We start from the raw sequence: 25,880 nt of genomic DNA, 5'->3' as shown, positions 1-25,880 counted from the left end.
GCCGGTCGCAAGAACCAGACCGGAATCACCTAAATCGGCAATCCCGCGCTCCCCCTCAGCTTCTGCCGACGCTCAGCAGTGCCTCAGTGTCGGCAAAACCTTCTACCGACACTCACAGCACCCTCAGCGCCGGCAGAAACAGAACCACAACCCCCTGCCGACACTCACAGCACACTCAGTGTCGGCAGAAGGTGGGGGTCGACGGTGTGTTGGGTATGCGACTGGGACGCTCCATTCACTTACGCGTTAGGGTGGGTCCCGCCGGTAATCGGGACGACAACCGGGCCACTTTTCGCGACGGGCGTGCCGCTTGCTGCACTTTCGATCTCCATCCGTCCAGCGATCTCGCGCGCATGCTCGAGCAACGTCGGAACAATCTGGTCTTCCGGTACGGTCTCGATGACCTTGCCCTTGATGAAAATCTGCCCCTTGCCATTGCCAGAAGCCACGCCCAAATCAGCCTCGCGCGCCTCCCCCGGACCATTGACGATGCAGCCCATGACCGCAACACGAATCGGCGCTTTGATGTCCTTGAGCCCTTCCGTCACCTGCTTGGCAAGCTCAATCACATCAACCTGTGCACGCCCGCAACTCGGGCAGGAAATAATGTCGAAATGCCGTTGGCGAAGCCCCAGATACTCGAGAATCTTGCAACCAACCTTGACTTCCTCGACCGGAGGCGCGGACAGGGACACGCGAATCGTGTCCCCGATGCCTTCCGCGAGCAGCGCACCGAACGCAAGGCATGACTTGATAGTGCCCTGCCACGCAGGCCCGGCCTCGGTCACGCCCAGATGCAGCGGCCAATCGCCCTTGCTGGCGAGCAGACGGTACGTCTGGACCATGGTGACTGGATCATGGTGTTTGACGGAAATCTTGAAATCGTGGAAGCCAACATCCTCGAACATGCGGGCTTCCTTTAACGCCGAAGCGACGAGGGCCTCAGGGGTCGGCCCGCCGTATTTCGCATACAGCTCCTTGTCAAGCGAGCCGGCGTTCACACCGATACGCAGCGAAATGCCCGCATCCGTAGCCGCCTTGCAAATCGAAGGCCCGACCTCGTCGAACTTGCGGATATTGCCCGGGTTGACACGTACCGCGGCGCACCCGGCGTCAATCGCTTGGAACACATATTTGCTTTGGAAATGGATGTCGGCAATCACCGGAAGCGGGGATTTCGCGACGATGGCGGGCAACGCGTCCGCATCATCCTGACTGGGTACTGCGACGCGAACGATGTCGCAACCCGCCTGCGCGAGCTCACCAATCTGGCGCAACGTGGCGTTTACGTCCACCGTCGGCGTGTTGGTCATCGACTGCACGGAAATCGGAGCCCCGCCACCCACCGGCACCGGACCGACCATGATGCGGCGGGACTTGCGCCTCGGATGCAACGGGCTTTCGCTGATATCAGGGGCTCCTGTCTTGCGGAACCCCGTCTCGCCGCTTGCGGTCAATTCATCGTCTTGAATGCTGATGCTTTCCTTCACACCTGCTTGTTTATCAAAACATCGGCACGTTGGCGCGCTTCATGCTCAACTTGCCCCATTTCCTCCACGGATGCGAACAGCGGATTGCCGCGAAGCTCCGCATCCATCTGATCGATCACCGCCTTGACCGTGTCCACAATGCCCAGATACGGCAGCTGGCCGTCGAGGAACGCATGAACAGCCTGCTCATTCGCCGCGTTCAGCACCGCTGTATGTTTCTCGGAGGCGGCGAGGCACTGCCGGGCGAGGTTCACCGCGGGGAACGCCTCGTTGTCCAACGGTTCGAATGTCCATTGCGCAGCTTGCGTCCAATCGCACGCAGCAGCCACGTTTCCGAGACGCTCGGGCGCGGACAGTCCGAGCGCAATCGGCAGGCGCATGTCCGGCGGCGACGCCTGGCAAATGGTCGCGCCATCACAGAATTCGACCATGGAGTGCACGATGGACTGAGGGTGTACCGTCACCTCGATGCGTTCTGGCGGAATATCAAACAGCCGACTCGCCTCAATGACTTCCAAGCCTTTGTTCATCAGGGTCGATGAATTGATCGTCACCACCGGGCCCATATGCCACGTGGGATGGTTCAACGCCTGTTCAGGGGTGATTTCGGTCATATCCTCGCGGCGCATCCCGCGGAACGGCCCACCTGAAGCGGTGACGATAAGCTTCGAGACTTCGCTGTGGCGCCCCGAACGCAACGACTGCCAAATCGCGGAATGCTCAGAATCAACCGGGTTGATCTGCTGGTCACGCACCTGGGCGCTGAAGAGCAGATGACCGCCTGCGACCACGGATTCCTTGTTGGCCAACGCCAGTTGCGATCCCGCTTGCAATGCAGCGATGGACGGCTCAAGGCCAATGGATCCCGTGATGCCGTTGAGCACGGTATCGGCTCCGCACCCGGCAAGTGCGATAACCGCCTGACGCCCGGCGTGAATGGCCGTATTCGAGGCACCAGCCTGTTCGAGCGCTTCACGCAGCGTCCCGACCTTGGATTCGTCCGCAATCGCGACCTGCGGGACGTGGAATGCCGCCGCCTGCTTGGCCAACAGGCCGATATGTCCGCCTCCTGCGGCAAGACCGGTCACCGTGAACCGGTCCGGATGGCGGGCGATGACGTCAAGCCCCTGCGTGCCGATCGATCCTGTGGATCCTAACACGATGACAGTGGATTGTCTGATCACAGTGGTGCTTCCTACTCCTCACGACCGGCTCGAAGCTCCATGTTCGGCGCCAGCAGGTCGGTATTCGCCTCCGGGAGCACACGACTCCCCTACCGCTTCACATGATACACTCAGACGGCCATCAATCAAGGATTTCCAACGGAGGCGCGGGATGGTGGGCATGGGATTACGAACAACGCAGTCACTCCATCACCGCCCGCAAACCAATCCAAGGATGTGTCATTCCTGATATTGTCGATCAGAATACCCCATCCCTGATTGGCTCACGGTATCTCCGCAATGCATCGCGGATTGCCTTCACTTTACTTGCGACGAATACGAATTCCTGCGCACCCGGTTCGATGAACGAATCCGGGATTCTCGTTACTCCTGCTTGCTTCCCGACTGGCCGTCGTCACCCAAGGACGGGAACGACAAATCGGGGATATCGAAGCCGAAACCCGATGCTGGTCTAGTACCGTGGGAATTTTCTTCACCAGCATCCGGGAACAGATTCACGGAAGGCGCAGGCGTCGCGGTTTCAGCATGGTCATCGGTTTGAGGCGCTGCAAACGATGCTGGAGTCCCAGCTGCGTGCGCCGCAGGAGTCTGTGTCGGGGCCGCAGCAGCGGTCGGCGCGGGTTCGAAGGAAGAAGAAGGCGCTGCCGACGCTGGTGTCGAAGCGGCTGCACCGGAGAACACACTCGGCTGTGCAGCAGACTGCGATTGGGTTCCTGCTGAGAAATCCCCTACCGGGAAAGCCGGAATTGTGGAGGATGATGCACTTGCGGATGCCGGGGCAGCAGCGGAAGCACCGCCAAAACCAGAGGCATTCCCGGATGGGAATATCGAGGGAGCCGGCGTGGGCTGCGCGGAAGGAACCGAACCGGCTGCAGCGGCATATGCATCAGACGGCTGGACAGAGCCAGAAGTCTGCTGGGCAAACTGATCCGCCGACGGCGACGTCGGTTGGAATGACGGCGGTACGACTGCCGGAGAATCGGTATATGCCGATGCCGGATTGCCCTGCTCGGCGGGCGTCGCGGCAGGGACCGCCTGCTGCGTGTTCTGGGAGAAAATCGACTGGTTGCTGCTGGCCAACGCCGCCAATGACGGGCTGCCTTGGGCGTTCACGGATGCAACGGCTTGAGGCGCAGGGCTTGCCGTCGCACCGAACAACGAGCCGTTGGTCTGCTGCGTGCCCGCCTGCTGCCCTGCACCGGCGGGAGCATTCTGCTGGTCCTGAGGCGTGACCGGGGACACCGGCGTTGCCGATGCTCCCGCGCCGAAAGCCGGCTGATCAGTCTGGCTTGGAGTGAAAATAGCCTGTTCGGCTTGATGCAGCGCGTCAAACGACTGCGGGGTCGCGGACGCGGCAGCATATGCCGCGGCGCCTGAGCCGGGGGCGAATTGCGGCAGAGCGGCATCACCCTGCTGCGCGAACAACGGCTTGACTCCGCCATCAGATCGCGGCTGGGCGGCCTGTTCTTCCGACCCTCCCACATAATCCGCGACACGGGCGTAAGACTCAATGCGGCTGAGTAGCTGAACGCACGCGTTGATGTAATAATCCACCTGTCGCTCGTCATACCCGCGCTTGCCGCGACGCTGGGTGAAAATCACGTTCGCGACACGCTGGGCGTTCAAATCGATGTCTTTCTTGGACTGATCACGATCGGCACCGTCAACGCCAAGCTCTGCAGCGGCTTTGTCGACGATCTGGTCGACTAGGCGATCCACCTGCTTGCGGTCATAGGACGGCTGCTTGCCTTTCCCCGCGGCGAAACGTTTACGCTCAGGCCGCTGCGCATGCGTGGCGATCTGGCGGTACAAATCTTCCGTCTCAGCTTTCCACGCCACACGGCCATGCTGGGTGATTTCCCACGTCGTCTGCTTGTCGACAACCGCACGCTCAAGCCGCGCCAGCGCGGCGTCCACCTGGGCGATCGCATAGCCGCCCTTGCGCATTTCGAAGGATACGTTCTGAATGTCCTTCTGCGTCAGCTGCATGCCTTCGCTGTCATACAGCTTGTGCGCACGCTCAAGAAACTCGTCGACCTGGGGCACGTCATAGCCCCACTTGCGCTTGCTTACGAGCGCAATACCTGACGCACCCTGTTCGGTTTCAGGTTTCTTAGCCATTGACTACCGACCTCCTAGACGTATATTCCTAGGCTCAACTGTACGTGATTGTTTAGACTCTTTTGCTGGAAAACCCATAAACCATACCGAAAAGCGCGTTATTTCGGCACGCTCCCAGCGGTGCGTCCGGACGGGAACACGCCGGGATGCGGCGCTCCCGGCGTATCATGCAGTAGAGTGGAGATTTGCGGGCGATTAGCTCAGTTGGCTAGAGCGCCACCTTTACACGGTGGATGTCGGGGGTTCGAGCCCCTCATCGCCCACTTTCCCGCAGCCATTGCAAACATTGGGATTGCATGATTTGCGGATTTCCATCTCCCCGCGTCGGTAGAAGCTTCTGCCGACGGTCAGAACGCTCTCAGCGTCGGTAGAAGCAGGAGGAGAGACATGAACAAGCGCCCGGGAACGGTCAGCTGACAAGCAATTCCAAGAGCAGGGCACACACCCACGTATCATCCCCACTTCCACAAACTAGCTACGCTCAGGACACCGCCAGCGTCACCAGATAGTATGAATCCACAAACCAGCTACGCCAAGGCCCTCGCCAGCGTAACCAGTTTGTAGAGGAGTACGAATCAGCTATGACTAAGACGCCGCCGGCGTAGTTGCTCGCTAGGGATCAGTGGGAGGAGCCTTTGCCGAAGGCACGCAGCTGAATGCCGTTCCAGTCCTTGCTGACCGTCAACGGAGTAGCGGCATTCATGCCCGCGGTCTGCGCGGCGGACTGCACCGTGCTTGCATTCGGAGCGCCTTCACGACCTGGCTTCGGGCACAGCACCCACATCGGGCCGTCATCCCCCAGCACCGCGTACGCATCGACAATCGTGTCGGCGAGCTCGTCCTCGTCGTCACCGTCACGCCACCAGATGATGACCCCGTCAACCGCGGAATCATAATCCTCGTCAACGAGTTCCTCGCCCGTCAACTGTTCGATCTTCTCACGAATCGAATCGTCGACGTCATCATCCCACAGCCATTCCTGCACGATGTCCCCGGAACGGAACCCGAATTCTTCAGCGTTTTGAAATGCCGTTTCAATCACGTTGCACAATATAGCAAGACACGCGAACTTATTGGTTACTTACGACTGTTTTTGGACACTTTATCTGCCAAGTCACCTGCCATGTCACCGCACATCGCAGCTCACACCGTGCAACGCGGCAGGCTGTTCCCCTTGCCTTCACCGATGGCGACAAGCGCCTTGTACGCCTCGTCGAGCGTGGACACCTTCACATCGCGCAGCCCCGACGGCACATGGCCGACGACCTCGTCACAGTTGGACGCGGGAGCAAGGAACCACATGGCGCCGTCACGCTTGGCACCCTGCATTTTCAACCGGATTCCGCCAATAGCACCGACTTTGCCGTTACTTTCCATGGTCCCCGTCCCCGCAATCGTCTTGCCACCCGTCTCATCGCGAGCTGTCAGCTTGCTGATTACACCGAGCGTATACATCATGCCGGCGGACGGACCGCCGATATCGTCAATATGCATATCAACGTTGACACCGGAAACATCCACACCGAGTTTCTTGGCATACGCGAGCGCCTGTTTGGTGGCCGCTTTCTGCGACGAGGACATCTCTTTATTGGCTTCCTTATCGTATTCCTCGGAGGTCTGGCCGGGAGTGAACACCGCCTCGCTTGGTAGCACGGTCGTGTCGGGGCGGAAATACATGACAAGCGTCGCGATATTGGGTACCGGATACCCCGGCACACCGGAAGCGTTGACCGTTACCATGAGTAGTTTGCCCGACTGCTTGTGTGTGCGAGCGCCGGATATCGCGATAATCTGCTTGCCTGACGACGTGCCAAGCACGTTGCGTGTAGGACCGGGCGTTTCAATCACATACGGACTGGGCATGAGCAGGACAAGCCCGCACAGCAGAACGCAGAACGCGCCTGCATAATAGCCGAGGCTGCGTCGGTCGAAATCGTTGCGTGCGCGGCGCAGGAACGCTGCGGCGGCTTGAATGGCGCGTGTGAAACTCATACCGCCATACTAGCCAGTCACCTGCCGTCATGGCCATATGAGGGCGGCATGGCAGGCAATTGCCATTGCCAAACGCCGGCCCCTCCACCGACCACCATGAATTGCTGTCATCACCGTCCGCATGGCGGCATTTCACAGCTCTCGCCACAATCCGCTCACCATCAGCGAACAATGAGGCGGCTGACTGTATCATTAGGGGTACTTACGCGCCCACTCTCAACCGAAGGATGACAGGTCATGGACGAACACGCGATACACCAGTGGCTCATCGATTGTTTTGGCCCGATCCAGGGAGAGATGGCTTGGCAGCAGCTTTCCCAACTGCCGCAGGAGGTCCGGGACCAACTGGCGCAGCAGGATCCACAGAAGCTGCCGAAGCCTGACGAGGTGCGGGCGATGATGAAAGCCTTCACCGAAGGCGGGCTGAATTCTTTGGCCGAAATGCAGCAGACCGTCGAACGCGGCCCGATCAACGTGAAGCTCGCGGCCACCATCGCGCTCGACCGCGCCAACGACGAATCATCATGGCAATCCGTCAACGCGCAAGACGCCGCCAGCGTACGGCGTGCCACCAGCGAGGCGAACCTGTGGCTGGACAGTGCCTGTGCATTCGACCCCGCCCCGGGCGAAACCGAAGTGCTCACCCGCGCCGACTGGGTCAACGGCACGCTTGATTCATGGGCGAAATTCGCCGCGCCGGTCGCATCCGCGATGAACGAGGCTCTGGCATCGGTGGTTTCTGAACGGCTCGGAGACGCATTCGACGGCGATATCGCCGGTATTTACGCGGGCCCTATTCCGCTGCCGATTCCAGAAAATCTCAAGAATCCGTCACAAATTGTCAAACTGCTGGCGAACACGTCATTCGCCATGCAATTGGGCCATGCCGCCGGCGATTTGTCGCATGAAGTCCGCGGCAGTTTCGACCAGGGCGTGCCGCTGCTCAATAATCCGGCGGGCGGGTTGATCGCGCAAAACGCCATTGAATACGCACGTTCGCTTGATATCAACCAAAGCGAGGTGCTCGCTTTCCTCGCGTTGCAGGAAGAAGCGCATGCCAGGCTGTTCGCTTCGGTTCCTTGGCTTATGCCTCGATTCGAGGCGCTGATCGGCAAGTACGCACGCGGAACGCGCATTGATTTGGACGCGATGGAAGAGCAGCTGCGCGATGCGGAAATCATGAACCCGGATTCCTTCTCCGGCGCGGTGAACCTCACCAACGTGGCCATCCCCGATACACCGGAGCAGCGTGAGGCGCTGGCAAGCCTCGAGGAGCTGTTGACGCTCGTGGAGGGCTGGACCGATTGCGTCACGTGGAAGGCCGGTATGGCGCACCTGCCGCATTTGGATCAATTGCGTGAAATGATGCGTCGCGAACGCGCGGTCGGTGGGCCGGCGCAACGGACTTTCGAATCGCTGCTGGGATTGCAGCTGCGCCCCAAGCGCATCCGGGAAGCGGCGGATCTGTGGGCGCGAATCGACGCGGATTTCGGGATGGAACGCCGTGACGCGAAGTGGTCGCACCCTGATCTGCTGCCGAAACTACCCGGCGAACATGCCGGCGACGAAGGTACGTCGGGTGCCACGGCTTCCGGCGCTGATGCGGATGCTGCCAGACAGACGGGTGCTCAAGGAGCTGAGAGCACAGGAATCGATTGGGATGCGGAACTGTCCAAACTGTTGGATGAGGACGCGCGCAGCCAGAACGAATCCGAAGCGGGGTCGGACGCGGAATCCGCCCAGAACAATCAGCACAGCCCAAATGGCGAGGATGGCCAGAATCCGGGGCATCCGGCCCAGGACAGCGGCAATCACATGGATGATGCCGGCGAGGGTGACACTGCTCAAGGCGGTGATGCTCAAAGTGGTACCGCTCAAGGCAGCGCCGACAATGGGAATGGCACCGGCGAGGACGACTAATTCCTAAGACTCCGACGACCATAACGACAGACGGGATGATGTTGCCACTTGCGGTCACAGCCCACCGCTAGACCGTTCTGCGGCATCATCCCGTCAAACCTTGAGGCGTCATCAACCTTTACCTGACGCAGCTGGTCAGCCGCCGGTCGTCTAAATTCATATGTCGGCAGTCACACCAGAAAACGGCTCGGGCGTCGCCGTGCGCCGGTATCGCTCGACTGCCGGGATGCAAACGACAAGTGCAATGTATCCTCAGCACGAGTGACCCCCACGTACATCAACCGACGTTCCTCCTCAAGCGCTTCACCGGGCGCCGGAGACCCGTACGGCAACAGCCCCTCCGAGCAGCCGACAATGAACACGTGCGGGAATTCCAGACCCTTCGACGCATGAATCGTGGATACCGTTACAGCAGAGGAATCCTTCACAATCCCCTTGGCCTCAAGCAGCGCCGCTTGTTCCTGCGTTTCATCGGCAAGCGGCGACGACTGCCAACCGGCATCACGACGCACACGGAACCGCAATCCTTGCGCTCGCAACGCGGCACATACATGCGGCTGTTGAGCGTTGATGCGCGTCAGCACCGCGATATCAGATGCCGACACGCCTTGCGCGACAAGCCTCGCAATCCGGGCGGCGACACCCTGGGCTTCCTGCTCGTCGTCGTCGTATTGGGTGCGAACCACGCGCACCCCTGCACCACGGCCGGATTCCAGACGCAAGTAGTGCTCGCGTTCGGGAGAAGCGGCAAGAATCCGGTTCGCATACCCCACAATCTGCGGTGTCGAGCGATAATCAGTGCGCAAACTGATATCCGCAGCGACAGGCGAGAATTCCTCGGTGAAATGCAACAGGTCATAACTGCTCGCCCCGGCGAACGAGTAGATGGTCTGTGCCGGGTCCCCCACCACGCAGATGTTCCGGTTGTCACCCAGCCAGCGGGTCAGCAGACGATGCTGAAGCGGCGAAACATCCTGATATTCGTCAACGGTCAGCCACCGGATCGAACGGCGTATGGCACGCGCGGCATCCGCGTCATCGTCAATCACATGACACGCCATGAGCAGAATGTCATTGAAATCAATATGCCCTGTCGCCGATTTCTCCTGTTCATACGCTGTATATACGTCAGCAAAACGGTCAGGTTCCAAGCCGATAGGCGGCTGCCGGTGAGTGGCGGCACAAACCCTGCCATAATCGTCGGGTGCGATGAGCTGCACTTTGCACCAGTTGATTTCAGCGAGCACATCGCGTACTGCGGGCAATCCGGTCTGGGTGGGGTCAAGACCTTCTGGATTCACCGTGCGACGCAACGCCCGCGCGGTAAGCTCCTGCGGGCGGTCGGTGACATGAGGGAACGGCGCGCCGCAGACATCCGGCCATACGCGACGAAGCTGGTGGAGGGCGGCGGAATGGAATGTCGCCGCGGTCACGTCATCGCCGACACCAAGCGTGCCGAGCCGGGCACGCATCTCGGCGGCGGCTTTCACGGAGAAGGTGACGGCGAGGACTCCTCGGGCATCCCAGGCGCCCGTTCGGCAGCCGTAGGCGATGCGCCGCGTGATGGTACGCGTTTTACCGGCGCCGGCGCATGCCACGATCCGCACCGGGCCCTCCAACGCCGTGGCGGCTTCGCGTTGCGCGTCATCGAGGCCTGCGAGCGCATCATCCTTAACCGAACCATTCATACCTCGCTATTGTGTCAGCCGGCGGGCCCGCGTGCAAACTTGACACGGATGGCAGGATAGTGGATGGTGTCCCTGCTTGGTGTTGCACATGGCGATTGCGAGCTGGCGCACGGCGGGCGGTGGGAAGCCAAGAGTCGAAGCGGCGCTCAGTTGGAATCTTGGACTATACCGGTTGTCGAATGCCAATCAGCGATTCAGTCCGGGCAGCAGGGCGCAAATCGTCGGATATGGGAGCGCTGCCCCCCAGGAAATGGCGGAATACCAAGAGATGAGATCCACCGGTTATTCCATGCTAGGACATGCGCCAGGACCAAATCCGAAATCGGCGGCCGAGCATGAATCCAGCCCGCAGAACAGGGCACAAACCGGTATGCGCGAGAATGCCGGACATAGGAAAACGGCGGAATACCAAGAGATGCAACCCATCGGTCATCCCGCAGCAGGGCATACTCCGGACCCAAAACCGAAATCGAGGCTCAAACATGGATCCAGTCCCGCGAGACCCGCGGACACGGGAGTACAGAACCGTAAGGAATGGCGGAATACCAACAGATGAAGCCCGCCGGCCATTCCGCGGCAGGACATGTATCAGGACTGAATCTGAAATCGGCGGCCGAACATGAATCCAGTCCGCAGAAACAGAACGGAACCCATACATGTAAGGCATCCGACTTGAAAAAATGCCGGAATACCTAGGCGAAGCCCAGCCGAATGACCATCATCGATGCATACTCGGCCGAGCCGACAGACCGCAATTGAGCCATACCACGCCAAACCGGACTTTACCGACAATCGCCATCAAGTCATTCCATCCATGCCACGCCCGTATTCCTGTACACGGTTCTTCCGCCCAACATGCCGAATCCTGCTCGATTCAGGCGATTGTCTGTATTACTGTGGAACTGTGAATCAGCGAAGCGATTTTATGCTGGCGGCCTTGGCGTCGGCCGTCATGCCGGACATTTCCGTGGCAGGCGTACGCGCCAGCAACCAAGGCAACGCCACCGACGAAGCCCGAGGCATCGACCATGCCGTCGTACAGGATTCCTCAGGACGTCTGTATGACGTGCATGCCAGCGACACCGAAGCGGGTCGCAAGCATCTGCGCGGGCGTATCAAGGCAGCCCAGGCGCTGCAGCGGGCGAAGGAGCCTGCTGCGCTCGGTTTCGCCGTCGACCGTGTACTCGCCAGCTCCGACGGGGACGATGAGCATGGTCCAACCGGCACGACCGCGGTCATGGTTTCGCCGCATTTCGATGGCATGTCACGGCCACTTGACCTGCTGACCTTGGATGATTGCGCCAGCGTCGGCACGGCGATCGGCGCGATTCACCGACTCAATCCGGCGTTCATTCCGCAAGAGCATTATCCAGCGTATGCAACGGGCCAAATCAGGGCGCAACTGGTCGCGTGGATCAAGCGTCTCAGGCAAGCCGGGCATATCCCCCAGGAAATCACGTCAAGCTGGACGGCGGTACTCGACACGGATGGCCTGTGGTCGTTCTCAACATGCCTGGTGCATGGCGGCTTCCATGATGGTGACATTCTGTTCTCAGGCTCGACGATCACCTCGATCGTCAACTGGCAGGATATGCAAATCAACGATCCGGCACGCGATCTTGCATGGATTTTCGGCAAGCTTGACGAACCGCACCGCAATGCGGTGTTGGCGGCATACGGACGTATGCTCGGTTCGCGTCTGGATAGTCTGATCATGTTGCGGGCGAATCTGTGGCTGCAGATGGAGCAGGTCGGCGAATTCATTCAGGCGCTCAGCGATGCAGACAGCCAGAAAATCATCCAGTTCAAGGCTCAAGTCGAGCGGCTCGCCCACCAGCTGAGCCTTGCGACCGGATCGCGGTCCCCTGCCGCATCAATCCACCGTTCCGACGGCAAGCCGCCGAGCACCATCACAGTCGGCACTCTGCTGGATGCCGGGGAGCGGCGTGACGCGATGCTGCGCGAGGAAGCCCGACGCAAGGCCGCTGCGCAGGAAACGGACAACACCAATGATGCTTCGGCACAAGCCGGGAACGCCGGCAACGGTAGCAACGGCGAGCCGAACGACCAGACCAATGAGACCGACCGCACCGGTTCGGCGCAAATCGCGCGTGCGACCATCAAACGCGACGAGACGGCGGACAGCACGAAATCTTCACCGGTACACGCAGAGAACGCCGGAAACGCCAGAAACGGTAGCGAAGACAGCGGCGACAGCACGGCAAGCCGCCCTGCTACCAACCCGCACAGCGAGGCGCCGACGATTGCCATCAAACCGCCGAGCTTCGCAATTCGCGGCATCCAGGTGAATAACGCGTCGGGCACCATCCAGACCATCGACGACGACACACGCAGCGAGACAATCACGGTTGCAAACGCCCAGGGCACGCAAAGCGTTGCCCGAGACGATATCCAAGCCGGAACTGCATACCAGACGAACGATGGCGGCACTGATGTAGCACGCCCGGAGGAAGGCCGTGGAGGGCAGTTGGCACAGCCCTCCGCACGCAGTGCGCAATCAGCGCAGTTTCAAGTGCAGGAAGCGACCCGGCACATTGGACAGAACGGCAATGTGATCAGCGAAACGCAGTCGTATGTTTCCGCCCGCGTCCGCGTGCGCAAAGACAGTGATGCCAACGTCGAAGGGTTCGCCGACAGCGACGCCGAAACCGTGGCGTTCCGGGCCGCCGAACAGCAGTCCGACGGGCAGGATGACAGGCAGAACGGGCAGCCCGGCGACGATGAGCATGCTCCGGAAACCATTCTCATCCCCCTGCTTGAGCGTGAAGAGCGCGCGATGCGGGACGCCCGGGAAAGCCTTGAGGCCGCGTCCCGTCAGCAACGCCACCGCGACGAAGCATCCGATGCCTCCGACAATCCACAAGATACCGGCGATCAGGTGTCTGACGGGCGATCGGATGCTCACGACAACGGTGACGGTCACAGCGAATCCGTTATTTCAAGCGGCGCAGACGACAGCCATGGCCATGCCGACCAGGCAGACAAAGCTGATCAGGCCGAGCAGGAATAGCGCGATCAGCAAGACCGCCCAGCCGGGCAATCGACCGATGCCAACCGTGGCGAAGGGGCTGCCGCCGGGCAGTCCGACACCACGCCGAAAGCGTAACCGCACGCCAACGGGCACAATAGAACACAAGAATCACAGGACATAGCCGCACGACACCCCGGTTTCCTTCCGGGAAGGCACAGGATGGGCGCGCGGATCAACGACAGGAGCAGACATGGACATCGAACTGGGCATCCAGAACGTGGCACGGCCGGTGAGCTTCACTTCCGATGACACCGCCGAACATATCAGCGCGATCATCGACGACGCGGTCGCCAATGGCAAGATCATCGACCTCGTGGACACCAAGGGCCGGCATATCGTGGTTCCGGGCGCGGCGCTCGGCTATGCGCTGATCGGTTCCGAGACCAAGCACGCGGTCGGTTTCGGCGCGCTGTGACTTCGCGCCGGAGCATGAGACGCGCGTAGTTTCTGGATGTACGTGAGCTGCGCAAGGCATGTGATTGCACAATTCACGTAGGCATACGGTACGCATTCTGTTGTGTGACTGGACTGCTGCTGCGGAGCCTGTGCAGGGCTTCGCGGACTGAGTTATGTGACCCCCGTTGCGCGGACGGTATTGCGCAGACCGTGGTCGCACAGCAACGACAACAATGTCCGACCTCCTCACCGGGAGGCCGGGCATTGTCATTACCGTACGTTGTCGCCTCGCATCATTGCGTTACATCGTTGTTTTCCCGCCATCCTGCCGTCGAATTGAATCGGACGTTGGATTTGATCGCCACGGGCAACAGGCATGCTGCCATTGCCCCCGACACTCTGGACCACGAATCAAATCAGCGGAATTGCGCCTCGCTCAACGATGCTCCTGACTGTTTCATCATCGGTCAGGTTCTCCCCCAATCGGTTCGGTTTGCCACCTTGCCCGTGCCAATCGGAGCCGCCGGTGACGAGCAGATGGTGGCGTGAGGCAATATCCAGCAGGCGCCGACGCTGCTGGGGCGGATTGCCACGATGCCACACTTCAAGCCCGTCCAGTCCGGCATCGATAAGCTGCTCGATCTGGTCGTCCGACAACAGCACGGCATTACGGCTGGGATCACCGGCATGCGCAATGACACTGACTCCCCCGGCTTGTTTGACGGCACGAACCACATCAGCGGCATCCGGCGACGGAGTGGGAATGTAGTAAGGGCTGCGCGAACCGACAGCGCCGTTGAACGCCGCCGAGCGATCCGGATACGCCCCCGCAGCGACCAACGCATCCGCAATATGCGGCCGGCCGACCGTCGTCTCATCGCCTTCGCGAATCTGAGCGAGCACATCATCCCAAGTAATCGGGTAATCCTTGGAAATCAGCCCGACCATGCGCTTCGTGCGCTCAAGTCTGGCCTGACGAAGCCTAGCGAACAATCCACTGATCTCGCGATTGTGTGGATCGTACTGGTATGCGAGCATATGAACCGACACGCCGTCCGCGTCTGCCGTCACTTCAGTGCCCCGCACCAGATGCAGGCTGCACTCCGTGGCAGCCGTTGCCGCATCATTCCAACCTGCGGTGGTGTCATGATCAGTGATCGCAACCCCGTGCAACCCCAATGCGCACGCTTCACGAACCATATCCGCAGGTGTCTGCCGCCCGTCGGAGAAGACGGTGTGACAGTGCAAATCCCACCCTTCGGATGGTGGATTATCAGCGATATGTGCAAGAGTCATATCACCATCGTAAGCTGGATATTCGCAACCGGCCAACGACACGCGCAGAAGCGCGGCGCGCACGGCACATCGGTAATCAGCGTTACCAGCGAGGAAGGCGGCATCGTGAGCGAACAGACGACACCAAAGCCACAACAGCAGCGGAATTCGAACGCTTCGGCAGAGCAGAATGCGGTGATTCCCGGCTGGCGACACGGCAGCACATGGACGTATCTGATTATGCTGCTCGCTTCTGCGGCGGCTCTGTTTGTTTCGTTCATGCTGTCCGCCGAGACGCTTCGACTCGCACGCCGGCCGAATCAGCTGCTCGCCTGCGATATCAACAATGTGGTTTCCTGCTCGCAGGTCGCGCAATCCTGGCAAGCGGAGCTGGTGAAACTGGGCGATTTGAGCTTCCCGAACGCCTTCTTCGGCATTGCGGCGGAAAGCGTGTTCGTGACCATAGCAGTGATTGGTCTGGCTCGTGTGCGCGTGCCGCGCTGGTTCGCGACTTGCACGTGGCTCGGCGGGCTTGCCGCGCTGCTGTTCTCCTACTGGCTGACCACGCAGTCGTTGTTCGTGATCCACGCATTGTGCCCGTGGTGCTTGGCTCTGATGTTCTCGACGACCATCCAATTCATGGCGTTGAGTCATGCGACGGTTACGGTGCAGGATATTCCCCATGGCAAACGCGGTTTGCGCACCTATTACCGTCTGAATTATGACCTGATGGCGGATGTCGTGTGGGTGCTGGCGATTATCGCGCTGATTTTGGTGAAGGACGGCAGCGCAATTTTCAGGTAAGCTGAGCCGCATTCGGCAGTATCGCACGGTGGGTGGGCACACGGGCCACCCCAATCTCAAGCGTGCGTGCTGAATGCGCCCTATGATTGCGTCCGCTCGTTGCGAGGATTAGAGGAGCACACCAAGCGAGTTACAGCAGATCGATGCGACCGACCAGTGTCGCCGAACCGGTGAGGAACACCCGGTCGTCGTGGACATCAACTTGCAGGGTGCCGCCGCGCACGGTAATCGTCCAATGGTGGATGCCGGTTTTGGCCAACAAGGTGATGCCTGTGGCGCACAACCCGGTTCCGCATGACAGGGTCTCCCCTACTCCGCGCTCGTTGACGCGCATGGTGGCCTTGCCGGTATCCGTACCGGCGTCTTGGGAATCGATGCGGACGAATTCAGCGTTCTGATCGGACTCAAGTACCGGAGCCACCACCGGTTTGGTAGCAAGATCCAGCGCTTCAACCGCTGGCAGGGTGGATTCCCCGTCTTCAAGCACGCTGACCACGTGTGGATTGCCCATATCCACGAATGTTCCGCATGCTGACCCGTCAGTCCCAGGAATCGTCACGTTGAAAGCATCCGTCTCCCCGCGTTTCCACGGGCCCATGTCCACACGGAACACATCGTGACCGCATGGGGCCATATCGCCGAGCGAGACGAGCGTTTTCACCCCAGCACGGGTTCCCAGACGGAATGGCTCGCCGCCTACACCTTGCGCATATCCGAGCCGTTGCGCGAACAAGGCCGTGGCACGCGTACCGTTGCCGCACATTTCAGCGAGGGAACCATCCGCGTTGCGGTAGTCCATAAACCATTCAGCGCCTTGGGCATGAAGGTCTGCTGCGGTATCAGCGGAAACGTCTCCCACATGCTCGGGGTGGGTCAGGCGCAGCAGGCCGTCTCCGCCGATGCCGAAATGCCGGTCGCACAGGAAACGGACCTCGTCTGCCGTCGGCTCGAATTCGCCGTCGGGATCAGCGTATATGACGAAATCATTGCCGGTGGCGTGCGCTTTGTATACCGTGTGTGGAATGCTCATGCCATCACTGTAGCGTTTTGACGCGAGGATTGCTGACAGCGCATCGCATAGCGGGCGGATGCGGATGTTGATGAGCATAGGCAGACGAGAAGCACTGCAGCGTCGGCCGTCACAACGGTTGCCGGTCGGTAATCTCAGACGACGTGGATTTCATTCACAGTCCCTGCGTACCCCGCGCCCATCGCAATGGTTGTCACAATCCAACAATCGAGAAGCGAGCAACTTCAGGAATACGACATACCGATCATTCATGGCTCGCGAGTTTCGCCTTGAATTTGTAGACAATCATGACGACTTCGGTGGCCCCTGCCGCAGTAACGGTCATCGCCGTGCCGTCCGGGAACAGCGAGGCAGGCAACCCGGTCGCCTGGACACCTTCGACGCACCAGTCCTCCTGAAGAATGGTATGGCTGGAGCCATTGGCATCCTCCACCCCGATGCTCACCGGCTTGTTCATGGTCTGCTTGCACATGAATACCGCGTAATACATTTCATCGTCGGCAACGTCTTGCGAAAATCTAATGGAACCGTTGCCCCGAAACTTGCGCGAACCGAGTTCGGTGTGCGGACGATACTCGGTCATCATCTTACTTTCCGCATAGCTGCGTAACCCGGGAACGGTGAAGTCCGCATAGGTTTTCAGATAATCCGGCTGCACCGGCTCCGATGAGGAAGCGTCGGTAGACGCGGACGTGGTACCGTCCGCGGACGATGCTCCGCCCGGACTGCATGCCGTGGAGCACAACACCATGCAGAGGCAGCTTGCCACCGCAACGATGATTTTCAAGGCGTGCATGCTTGCCGACTGGTATGCTCCCTTGCTGTTCATGACAACCTCCTTGTTGTCGGACGGCGCCTTCAGAAGGCTCCTGTTCCAATTCCGCGAGAATCCTCGGTGATTTCCGCGATACCATTCAGCATAGCCCGCAGTATCGCGCCATGTAAACACCACCGGCTGCCGTTTTCGACCATGCAACCGGTACAACCTGTTCGAAGCTGTCCGACAGGGAGCCGAATCCGAGTACACAGCGCAAGCCTGTAAGCCGATCATCGGGGTTTGCTATCCTCAGATGCCGGCAGCTGGTATCGTTCAACCGTTCCAGCGGCCCGGCGAATACCGCATGTCGACAGGCTGGGCTGCCGGCCCCTGCAACCGCCAAGTTCTGGCGACAGTGGTTCTTGCGATAGTGGTAATGGTCAAACGCGCCGGACCCCTGTGAGCAGGCGGGCTAGCGGTCTTGCCAATGTCACGCGTGTTCGAGTTCGCCGCGCTTCTTGCTTTGTGCGTACATCACACCGATTTTGCGCGCGTACCAGATGAGCGCAACCGTGCCAGCGAGCGCTACAACGATCAGCACCAGCATTGATGCACTGATACCGGTTTTCGCCAAAGCCCCTGCAATGCCACCGGGCGTTGATGTGGCAGTCTTCTTAGTGCCGGAAGACGCAGCACTTCTCTTGCCGTTGCTCGTTGTGGCGGACGACGGAGCAGCCGTCGCAGCGGCGTTCACTGTGCCTTTCGATGATGTCTTATTGTTTGGCGCGTTTTCGCGATTGACCATCGCGTCAGCGGCGATCTTGTTTGTCGCCGCTTGAGCGAGCGCGGCTTTGGCTTTCGCCAACTGTTCCCTGCTCTGCGCTAATGTCGCAGCACTCTTGACAAGCTTGGCATCGGCATCGGCCTTTGCTACGGTGGCATCTGTCAGTTCAGCTGCTGCCGCACGCAGCGCGGGTGCGTCGGCGTCCCTCTGGCTGTCCGCAGCGCGCTTGGCAGCCAGTGCCGCATCATTGGCGGTTTGTGCGGAATCACGATTCTGCCTTGCCTGCTGCAATTGGGCATCCGCCTGCTTCACGGCATCGCTGTCCGCGGCATTGTTCCGCCTGACTACGGCATCATTGGCCAAAGCCCGCACATACGCGGCTTCGGCGCTTTGCAACGCAGCCGCCGCGCTCGCCAGCGACACCGCGGCTGCGGCGGCTTGCCTCTGCCCTGCGCTCGCGCTGGCAACCGCTTTTGATGCGGCAGTCACACGCTGTTGCGCGGCATCTGCGGCTTGTTTCGCATTCTTATTGTCAGTAACTGCTTGATCATAAGCGCTCTGGGCCTCGGTCAAGTCATGTTTCGCAGATTCATAGGCGCTGTCCGCGGCTTTGGCGTTGCTCTTCGCATCTGATGACGCGCTCTCCGACGACACACTCGATGACGGCTGAACTGCAGAAGTTCCCTTGCTTGCCTTTTCTCCGAATCCCGCTGCGAACGCAGTTCCCGGCAGCATGCACGCCATGGCCGCGACAACTGCGATAACGTACCCGATACGCTTCATCTTTCCCCCTATCACTTGCCGGCGAGAATGTCTTCACCCGGCAATGTCCTGCTCTGTCACCCATTATGGCCCGGATGCGACGACATCCGAAAACCGATAATTCGACAATATCAATGCGACACGCCCAGAGTTGCACTTGTATCGAAGGTATTCTCGCTACATGCGAAGCCGGGTCCACTCATCTGCGCATATCCATACGCTTTTGTACCGAGCGGCATCGTCCAATCCGCCCATATCATCAGACGTCAATTACAACACGCCGTTGGGGAACGATGCTACTATCTGCGGTAGCGCGTGCAGTTCGGATTGCGGACACGCGGCATCGTCGTTGAATGAATCGTTGAGGAGGAGCCATGACTTCAACTGCACCGATCGGCGTGTTCGATTCCGGGTTGGGCGGCATCACGGTTGTGCGTGAAATCGCGAAAGATCTGCCGAATGAGCAGGTCCTGTATTTCGGCGATTCCGCAAACGCCCCGTACGGCACGAAAACCCCAGAACAGGTGCGGAAACTCGCATTCGCCATTGTCAATAACTTCATTCGCGAAGGCGTCAAAGCCGTGGTCATCGCTTGCAATACGGCGACATCCGCCGCGGTCGATGCGCTGCGGGAACAGTTCACCATCCCGATTATCGGCATGGAACCGGCGTTGAAGGTCGCATGCGACCGTGGGCACGGCGTTCCCCAGCATGTCATCGTGGCCGCCACCCCACTGACCTTGCGTGAACAGAAGTTCGCCAAACTCATGGCTAGGTTCAACTCGACCAACGTCATTTACAAACAGCCTTGCCCGGCGCTGGTGGAGATTGTGGAGCACGGGCAGCTTGACGACAGCGAGCTGGTCGAACGTACACTGCACGGGTATTTTGACAGCTATGACCTCGAGACGATTGATTCCGTGGTGCTCGGTTGTACGCATTTCCCGTTCTTCCGCGAGTACTTCCGTCGGTTCATGCCCAGCAGCACGGCGATCATCGACGGAAATGTGGGAACCGTGAACCATTTGCGCGTGGTGCTCGAAGCACTCGGCCAGCTCGCCCCCGAAGACGCGGAAGGCACAATCGTGCTGTCCAATTCCGACCCGAGCGAACGGATGACCACGTTGATGCATCAACTGTTGACACGGTAGTCATAACCGACGAGCCACATTGCGGCTGGATGGCCAGTGCAGTTTCCCAGTTGTATTGGACGGGCCGCAACGGCTGTATGTCTGCTGAATGAAGCATCTGTCCGCTATGCGATCAGGCAGTCGCACCATGGGCAGATAACACGAAAAATCGACAACATCACCGATTTATCAGCACGTCATGCAACCCGATAGTTGCACTGCGGCAGGATAACCGGGACAATCAGCAGCGGCGAAGCCATATCTGCCCACTGTGCAACCACGCAGTCACACCACAAGCAGATAAGCGGCGACACCAGCCGCAACACTGCAACACCGCGGTCATCAGTCGGGCCACCACATACATCCCGATGCACCACATGCACCTCCGCACCCCTATGCGACACTTCAGTATCATCTGCCCGGTTTCCGCCATCGGTCGCCACTTTGTCCACGCTTCACCCGTAAGCTCGCATTATGCGCGCATGTCAGGCATGCGTCCGGTGAGATTACCAGGTGTGAGGGAGACGAAATGGTAACAACGGCGCTTATCGATGTCGGCGGAGGGTATCGTGCGATTTTCGGGGCAGGCGTCATGGACCGGCTCATGGAAATGCACCTCGACTTCGACCACTGCTACGGCGTCTCCGCGGGAAGCGCCAACATGGTCGGGTACATCGCACGTCAGCCCTATCGCAGCCACAAGTTCTACACCGAGTACGCCAATCGCAAGGAATACGCAAGCGTTCAAAACTTCAGGAAGAACCATAATTTCGTCGGACTTGACTACGTGTACGGCACGCTGTCGAACCATGACGGCGAGTATCCGGTGGATTTCGAAGCGTTCGAGGCGAACCCGACGGGTTTCACCGTCGTCGCATGCAACGCCGAAACCGGGCAACCCAAATACTTCGACAAGTCCGATGTCCATTTCGATGATTTCGACATCATGAAGGCATCCTCCGCCGTGCCTGTCGCCTGCGAACCGTACGTCATCGACGGCATCCCCTATTTTGACGGCGGCATCGCCGACCCCATCCCCGTGCAGAAAGCCATCGACGACGGGTACGATCGGGTCGTGGTGATTCTCACCCGGCTCAAGGATGTGCTGCGCGAGCAGAAGAAAGATATCATGCCCTCGCGCATCTTGGAACACACCTACCCGGCCGCAGCCGACCGGCTGCTCAACCGGTACCAGACGTATAACGACGAGGTGGCGCTGGCCAAACGGTACGAACAGGAGGGCAAGGTGCTGATCATCGCGCCGGAATCCCTGTACGGACTGTCCACGCTGACCAAGAAATTCGAGGGGCTGGAACGCATGTACCGTGCCGGGTATGCCGCCGCCAAGGCGATTCCGGCATTCCTGGAGAGCTGAGTGCTGCGAATCCTGATCACGCCCGGTTGCTGGAGGCCGATTTGGCGGTTTGGTGACGAAAAATCCTGACAACCCGCCAGCGCAATCTGGAAGGTGAGGTGCCAGAATCAACAACCACGGAATCGGCCGCCCCGCAATCAGCTGACCCGAAATAGGCGCGAGCGAGGCGCCGAGTCTGACGCGGCACACGCCGGCACACACCGATGCACATGAATCGGCACACATGACAAGTGGCGGGTTCCAGACATCACAAGCGTCTGGAACCCGCCACTGGCAAGAAATCCGCGTCGCGCCCGAATTTGAGCGAGGGCGCGGACATCCGTGCTCTGTACTAATTGCGCGGCGCCATATCGGTCTGGCGCGCGGAAGCCGTCGCCGTGGACGCAGCAGCAGCCGTATCGGACGGAATCTCGCTGGCGGTGAGCATGGCCTTGGTGACCTGCTCGTACAGATCCTGATACCCGCCAGGCGTGGAAGCCGGCAACACCACGGTCTTCGCGTTTCGGGACTCGGACAGCGAGCGCATCACGTCGAGATACTGGTTGAACAGGACCACATTGTTGACATCCGCAATATTCATGCCGACGGCCTGCAAGCTCTTGATCTGGTCGACGATGCCGTTGGCGATTTCACGACGATAGTTCGCCTGGCCCTCGCCCTGCAGGCGGGTCTTCTCGGCTTCCGCGGCGGCCTGGGTTTCGATCTGGATGCGCTGTGCTTCGGCGCGCTGGCGGGTGGCTTCCTTCTCACGCTGGGCGGCGTTAATGGAGTCCATCGCGTTCTTGACCTGCGGGCTCGGGTCAATCGCGGTGATGAGGGTCTTGACGACGGTGAAGCCGAAGCGGCTCATTTCCGTGCCGACGGTCTTCTGCACGTCGGCGGCGACATCGTCCTTGCGGGCGAACGCGTCATCAAGGGTGAGCGCCGGAATCGCGGAACGCAGGGCGTCCTCCATGTAGCTGCGCAGCTGGCCGGCGGGATCCTGCAACTCGTAGTAGGCGGTGGCGACCGCTTCAGGCGCGACACGGAACTGCGTGGAGGCGACCACGGTGACGAACACGTTGTCCAGCGTCTTGGTCTCCAACTTCACATTCAACTGGCTGACACGCATATTGGTTTTCTGGGCGATGCGGTCGACGAACGGAATCTTCATGCGAAGCCCCGCATACTGCACCTTATGGAACTTGCCGAACCGTTCAATGATGTAAGCCTGCTGCTGCGGGACCACGTACAGTGCGGAGCACAGCAGAAGCACCACGATGACAATCAAGGCGATAACAAACGGCATGTGGGATTCCTTTCATCCGAGTCCGCGCGATCCTTGCGCGAACAGCCTGCTTCATCATATCAGAAACTAGGCAGAATACTGGGATTCCGCCATTTTCAAGACACGCTTCCCAAAAGCTGAGAGCCGGCTATCGATTTTTGCGAACGCAACGCCACCGCACGAAAGCGTGCAGGTTGTTAGGGTCAAAGACAATCAACGCATTCACACTGACTGCAGCCATCTGCGGTCACACAGCCATACCGCACTGCCGGATGCGGCGCACATCATCGCACCGTGACGCCGGCACGCCGCATGTCCCATCCAAGGAGGTTCCGCATGCCACGTATCTTCCAGGTCAGCGTTCCGTCCCTGCGGGTCACGCTGTCCTCCATTTTCCGCAAGCAAGGCTTCAATTCGACTGACGCCTTGTATCTGGCCGGTACGCTCATCGACGCCGACCAGAGGGGGATCAGCTCGCACGGCACGCAGCGCATGGCCATGTACGACACGAAAATCAGACATCGGATCATCGACCCGCACGCACGCCCCGGCATCGTGCGCAGCAAAGGGGCCACCCTGCTCATCGACGCCCACGCGGCCATGGGCCAACTCGCCATGCGTGAGGCAACCAATCTGGCCATCGGACTGGCACAATCACACGGTGTAGGTCTGGTGACCGTGCGCAATTCAAACCATTTCGGCACCGCCGGACAGTACGCGCGCAAAGCCGCCGATTCCGGATTCATCGGCATCGTCTCGACGAATTCCAACCCGATTGTCGCGCCAACGCACACCGCCATCCCAGCCCTAGGCAGCGACCCGATTGCCGTGGCCGCCGGATACGGGGACGACCAGCTGGATTATGACGCGGCGACCAGCACGGTGTCGCTGGGCAAAATCGAGATTCACGAGAAGACCAGCACGTCCATCGACGCCGACTGGGCGGTCGACGCGCGCGGAACCGTATCTCACGATCCGTCGGCCATTATGGACGGCATACGTTCCAATCCACGCCGGGCTGCTTTGACTCCGCTCGGCGGGCCGGGCGAGAACGGCGGCGGGTACAAAGGGTATGGACTCGGGCTCGCAGTCGAACTGCTCACCGGGCTGCTCGGCGACGCGCCCGCATCCATCGACTTGAAGGGCACGCGCATCAGTCACAGCATCCTCGTGATTTCCCCGGAAGCCTACGGCGGCAGCGACGCACTCGCCGCGCGGGTCTCCCAACTCGCCAAACGTCTGCGTTCCCTGCCCTCAAGCGACGGACATCCCGTGCTGTTCCCCGGCGACAAGGAACGCGCCGCAATCGCCCAGCACCACGACAGTGTGCCGATCGACGAAGTGACATACAAGCAAGTGCGGGACATCGCCTGGGGGCTTGATATCGACGAGCCGCAGATTGTGCGGATTGACGGTGGGGATAGCGCGATCGCGACCGGCAACGGAAAAACTGACGATACACCGCACGAAACCACCAATATTGGCGAGACAACCAGTACGACAGCCCGCGCCAATACACCCATCATCGCCCAGACATCGAGGTGAAATGACTACATCAACCGATTCCACAACACACACACCATCAACGGCAATCCACACTCACGATCCGGCGAGCCGCCCATCCCCCGACCGGGTGATTCCGCAGGCAATCGCACGTCTGGCACCATCCGCCATTCGTGCCTTTGACGCGGAAGTCTCCCAAATCCCCGGCATTATCAAGCTGACGTTGGGCGAACCGGACTTCCCTACCCCGGAATTCATCAAACGGGCGGCGGCACGTGCATTGGACGCCAACCGTACCCATTACGCGCCCAATGCGGGAACTGAAGGCTTGAGAACAGCCATCAGCGCGTATCTGGCACGGCGGCGAGGATTGGCCATATCTTCGGATCGTATCATCGTGACCACAGGTGCCAGCGAAGCGCTCAGCAGCACGCTCGGCACATTGCTGGCAGTACCGGGGGCGGAACTCATCGAATTCACGCCGGCATTCGGGCAGTACGCGTCACTGGCACGCATCCATGGAGCGAAGCTCACCGCCATCGACACCGCCGGCAACGGATTCCATCCTGATCCAACAGCCCTTGACAGGGCGCTTGACCACACTCACGGGCCTGCTGTCGTTATTCTGAATTCACCGTCCAACCCGACCGGCACCGTCGCGAGCGAAGATGAGTTACGCGACTTGGCGCGCATCATCGACCGGCATGACGCTATAGCGGTCAGCGACGAAGTGTACGCGGAAATCAGCTTCGAACACAGGCCTGCGCCCTCAATCGCCAAGTTCATCCCGGAGCGAACCGTCGTCATCGACAGCGCCTCGAAGACCTACGCGATGACCGGATGGCGTCTCGGCTGGCTTGCAGCTCCCGCATGGCTTGCACCTGCCATTCTCAAGTACCACCAGCTCGCAGTCTCCTGTGCCGCGACGTTCAGCATGGATGCCGCTCAGGAAGCTTACGAGCATGGGGACGACGCCATTGATGAGATGGTTGAGGAATACCACCGTCGCCGGGACTTCCTTGCTGGGGCGCTCAACGCCGCCGGATACCGGACCGTAAACCCCCAAGGCGCGTTCTACCTGTACGTGAGAGCGCCCGAACGGTATGCCAACGGTCTGGAATTCGCCCGTGATCTTGCCGAACGTGCCAAAGTCGCCGCGATTCCCGGCACAGCCTTCGCCGCCGGCCCTTCGCCATATGTGCGATTCAGCTATGCGGCAAGCCTGGACACCCTGCATCAGGCTACGGACAGGATTCGTGCGTTCGCCGATAGGCAGGACAACAACCGCCAGGACCGTTGACCCGACACACCGGTCCGTACACTCCGGACCCGGCAATCATCACACGGCAA

At 60.0% G+C, this 25,880-nt stretch carries 18 protein-coding genes, 1 tRNA gene and 1 pseudogene; 9 read left to right on the top strand and 11 right to left on the bottom strand.

Annotated features, from left to right (window positions below; genetic code table 11):
• Positions 1-239: 239 nt before the first annotated feature.
• The 3 genes from ispG to ACZ41G_RS02125 form a co-directional block, all read right to left on the bottom strand.
• Positions 240-1,490, bottom strand: a complete 1,251-nt coding sequence (gene ispG, locus ACZ41G_RS02135) for a flavodoxin-dependent (E)-4-hydroxy-3-methylbut-2-enyl-diphosphate synthase (RefSeq protein WP_152570291.1) — start codon at positions 1,488-1,490, stop codon at positions 240-242.
• The gene (gene dxr / locus ACZ41G_RS02130) at positions 1,487-2,671 is read right to left on the bottom strand and encodes a 1-deoxy-D-xylulose-5-phosphate reductoisomerase (RefSeq protein WP_464146180.1); all 1,185 of its coding nucleotides are present in this window, start codon (positions 2,669-2,671) and stop codon (positions 1,487-1,489) included. Before dxr ends, ispG begins: the two co-directional genes overlap by 4 nt.
• A gap of 366 nt (positions 2,672-3,037) precedes the next feature.
• Entirely contained in the window at positions 3,038-4,795 is a 1,758-nt protein-coding gene (locus tag ACZ41G_RS02125; RefSeq protein WP_464145680.1) for a DivIVA domain-containing protein, read from the bottom strand.
• A gap of 189 nt (positions 4,796-4,984) precedes the next feature.
• Here ACZ41G_RS02125 and ACZ41G_RS02120 point away from each other — a divergent pair.
• Positions 4,985-5,058: transfer RNA gene (locus ACZ41G_RS02120), tRNA-Val, on the top strand.
• Between the two features lie 356 nt (positions 5,059-5,414).
• Here the strand turns inward: ACZ41G_RS02120 and ACZ41G_RS02115 are convergent.
• Both ACZ41G_RS02115 and ACZ41G_RS02110 read right to left on the bottom strand, forming a co-directional pair.
• Positions 5,415-5,846 carry a DUF3052 domain-containing protein gene (locus ACZ41G_RS02115; RefSeq protein WP_205827695.1) on the bottom strand — a complete coding sequence of 144 codons (432 nt, stop codon included), beginning with the start codon at positions 5,844-5,846 and terminating at the stop codon, positions 5,415-5,417.
• Between the two features lie 92 nt (positions 5,847-5,938).
• A complete protein-coding gene (locus tag ACZ41G_RS02110; RefSeq protein WP_464145678.1) occupies positions 5,939-6,787 on the bottom strand; it encodes a YlbL family protein in 849 nt (282 codons plus the stop codon).
• A 237-nt stretch (positions 6,788-7,024) separates the two neighbouring features.
• Here ACZ41G_RS02110 and ACZ41G_RS02105 point away from each other — a divergent pair, with 237 nt between their 5' ends.
• Positions 7,025-8,707 (top strand): zinc-dependent metalloprotease, encoded by a 1,683-nt coding sequence (locus tag ACZ41G_RS02105; RefSeq protein ID WP_464145676.1) that lies wholly within the window; start codon positions 7,025-7,027, stop codon positions 8,705-8,707.
• A gap of 170 nt (positions 8,708-8,877) precedes the next feature.
• Here the strand turns inward: ACZ41G_RS02105 and ACZ41G_RS02100 are convergent, their stop codons facing one another.
• Positions 8,878-10,395, bottom strand: a complete 1,518-nt coding sequence (locus tag ACZ41G_RS02100) for an ATP-dependent helicase (RefSeq protein WP_464145674.1) — start codon at positions 10,393-10,395, stop codon at positions 8,878-8,880.
• Between the two features lie 925 nt (positions 10,396-11,320).
• Here ACZ41G_RS02100 and ACZ41G_RS02095 point away from each other — a divergent pair.
• Together ACZ41G_RS02095 and ACZ41G_RS02090 are read left to right on the top strand one after the other, a co-directional pair.
• Positions 11,321-12,571: pseudogene (locus tag ACZ41G_RS02095) on the top strand (phosphotransferase); the annotation flags it as partial.
• Positions 12,572-13,637: 1,066 nt separating this feature from the next.
• On the top strand, positions 13,638-13,862 hold the full coding sequence (locus tag ACZ41G_RS02090; protein WP_015450064.1) for a DUF3107 domain-containing protein: 225 nt from the start codon (positions 13,638-13,640) through the stop codon (positions 13,860-13,862).
• Between the two features lie 392 nt (positions 13,863-14,254).
• Here ACZ41G_RS02090 and ACZ41G_RS02085 read toward each other — a convergent pair whose 3' ends face one another.
• Positions 14,255-15,139 carry a PHP domain-containing protein gene (locus ACZ41G_RS02085; RefSeq protein ID WP_464145672.1) on the bottom strand — a complete coding sequence of 295 codons (885 nt, stop codon included), beginning with the start codon at positions 15,137-15,139 and terminating at the stop codon, positions 14,255-14,257.
• Positions 15,140-15,313: 174 nt separating this feature from the next.
• Between ACZ41G_RS02085 and ACZ41G_RS02080 the strand changes: the two genes are divergently transcribed.
• Positions 15,314-15,922 carry a vitamin K epoxide reductase family protein gene (locus tag ACZ41G_RS02080; RefSeq protein ID WP_026650605.1) on the top strand — a complete coding sequence of 203 codons (609 nt, stop codon included), beginning with the start codon at positions 15,314-15,316 and terminating at the stop codon, positions 15,920-15,922.
• A gap of 130 nt (positions 15,923-16,052) precedes the next feature.
• Here the strand turns inward: ACZ41G_RS02080 and dapF are convergent, their stop codons facing one another.
• From dapF to ACZ41G_RS02065, 3 genes are all read right to left on the bottom strand, one after another.
• Positions 16,053-16,952 (bottom strand): diaminopimelate epimerase, encoded by a 900-nt coding sequence (gene dapF / locus ACZ41G_RS02075; protein WP_441481701.1) that lies wholly within the window; start codon positions 16,950-16,952, stop codon positions 16,053-16,055.
• 244 nt (positions 16,953-17,196) lie between these two features.
• Complete coding sequence (locus tag ACZ41G_RS02070; RefSeq protein WP_464145669.1) at positions 17,197-17,781, bottom strand: hypothetical protein; 585 nt, start codon at positions 17,779-17,781, stop codon at positions 17,197-17,199.
• 418 nt (positions 17,782-18,199) lie between these two features.
• Positions 18,200-19,276, bottom strand: a complete 1,077-nt coding sequence (locus ACZ41G_RS02065; RefSeq protein WP_441481573.1) for a hypothetical protein — start codon at positions 19,274-19,276, stop codon at positions 18,200-18,202.
• Between the two features lie 353 nt (positions 19,277-19,629).
• On the opposite strand from ACZ41G_RS02065, the gene murI reads away from it, so the two are divergent.
• Positions 19,630-20,406, top strand: a complete 777-nt coding sequence (gene murI, locus ACZ41G_RS02060) for a glutamate racemase (RefSeq protein ID WP_464145667.1) — start codon at positions 19,630-19,632, stop codon at positions 20,404-20,406.
• A gap of 508 nt (positions 20,407-20,914) precedes the next feature.
• Entirely contained in the window at positions 20,915-21,760 is an 846-nt protein-coding gene (locus tag ACZ41G_RS02055; RefSeq protein WP_464145665.1) for a patatin-like phospholipase family protein, read from the top strand.
• Positions 21,761-22,091: 331 nt separating this feature from the next.
• Here the strand turns inward: ACZ41G_RS02055 and ACZ41G_RS02050 are convergent, their stop codons facing one another.
• Complete coding sequence (locus ACZ41G_RS02050) at positions 22,092-23,048, bottom strand: SPFH domain-containing protein (RefSeq protein WP_464145663.1); 957 nt, start codon at positions 23,046-23,048, stop codon at positions 22,092-22,094.
• 315 nt (positions 23,049-23,363) lie between these two features.
• Between ACZ41G_RS02050 and ACZ41G_RS02045 the strand changes: the two genes are divergently transcribed.
• Both ACZ41G_RS02045 and ACZ41G_RS02040 read left to right on the top strand, forming a co-directional pair.
• On the top strand, positions 23,364-24,572 hold the full coding sequence (locus tag ACZ41G_RS02045) for an Ldh family oxidoreductase (protein ID WP_464145661.1): 1,209 nt from the start codon (positions 23,364-23,366) through the stop codon (positions 24,570-24,572).
• 1 nt (position 24,573) lies between these two features.
• Entirely contained in the window at positions 24,574-25,830 is a 1,257-nt protein-coding gene (locus tag ACZ41G_RS02040; protein ID WP_464145659.1) for a pyridoxal phosphate-dependent aminotransferase, read from the top strand.
• Positions 25,831-25,880: the final 50 nt, after the last annotated feature.

Source organism: Bifidobacterium porcinum (assembly GCF_055378475.1).
This window is presented reverse-complemented; position numbering and strand designations above follow the sequence as displayed.